The sequence below is a fragment of the Bradyrhizobium sp. Kon69 genome (assembly GCF_055807515.1).
This window is the reverse complement of the sequence record NZ_JBVVOS010000167.1, coordinates 1-364: the sequence shown is the minus strand read 5'-3', so window position 1 is coordinate 364 and position 364 is coordinate 1. Positions and strand designations below refer to the sequence as shown.

General features: G+C 64.6%; 1 protein-coding gene. It reads right to left on the bottom strand.

Annotated features, from left to right (window positions below):
- A partial coding sequence (locus AC0L3U_RS38690) for an MATE family efflux transporter (protein ID WP_473365007.1) occupies window positions 1-364 on the bottom strand: 364 nt, incomplete at both ends.

The following is a 364-nucleotide window of genomic DNA, read 5'->3' as shown; positions in this document are numbered from 1 at the left end:
CATGATCAGCATCATCACCCGTGCATAGCCCACCGCATCGTCGAGCACATCGACAGGGGTGCCCAACGCCTGCAACGCCGGGCGGGCAAACAGGCTGCCGAGTATGGCGGCGATCAGGCCCACCAGCGCGCCGAGGGTCAGCGTGGCGCCGGTGATCACCTTGACCATTGCCGTCTCGCGAGCGCCCCAGGCCTGGCCGATCAACACCGAGGCGCCAGCCCCCAGGCCAATCACCAGGGCAATGAAGAAAAACACGATGGGAAACATGCCTGACACCGCCGCCAGCGCGTGGGTGCCCAGCATCTGCCCGACGTAGATGCCGTTGAGGGTGCCGGAGAAGCTTTGCAGAAAATTGGAGAGCACC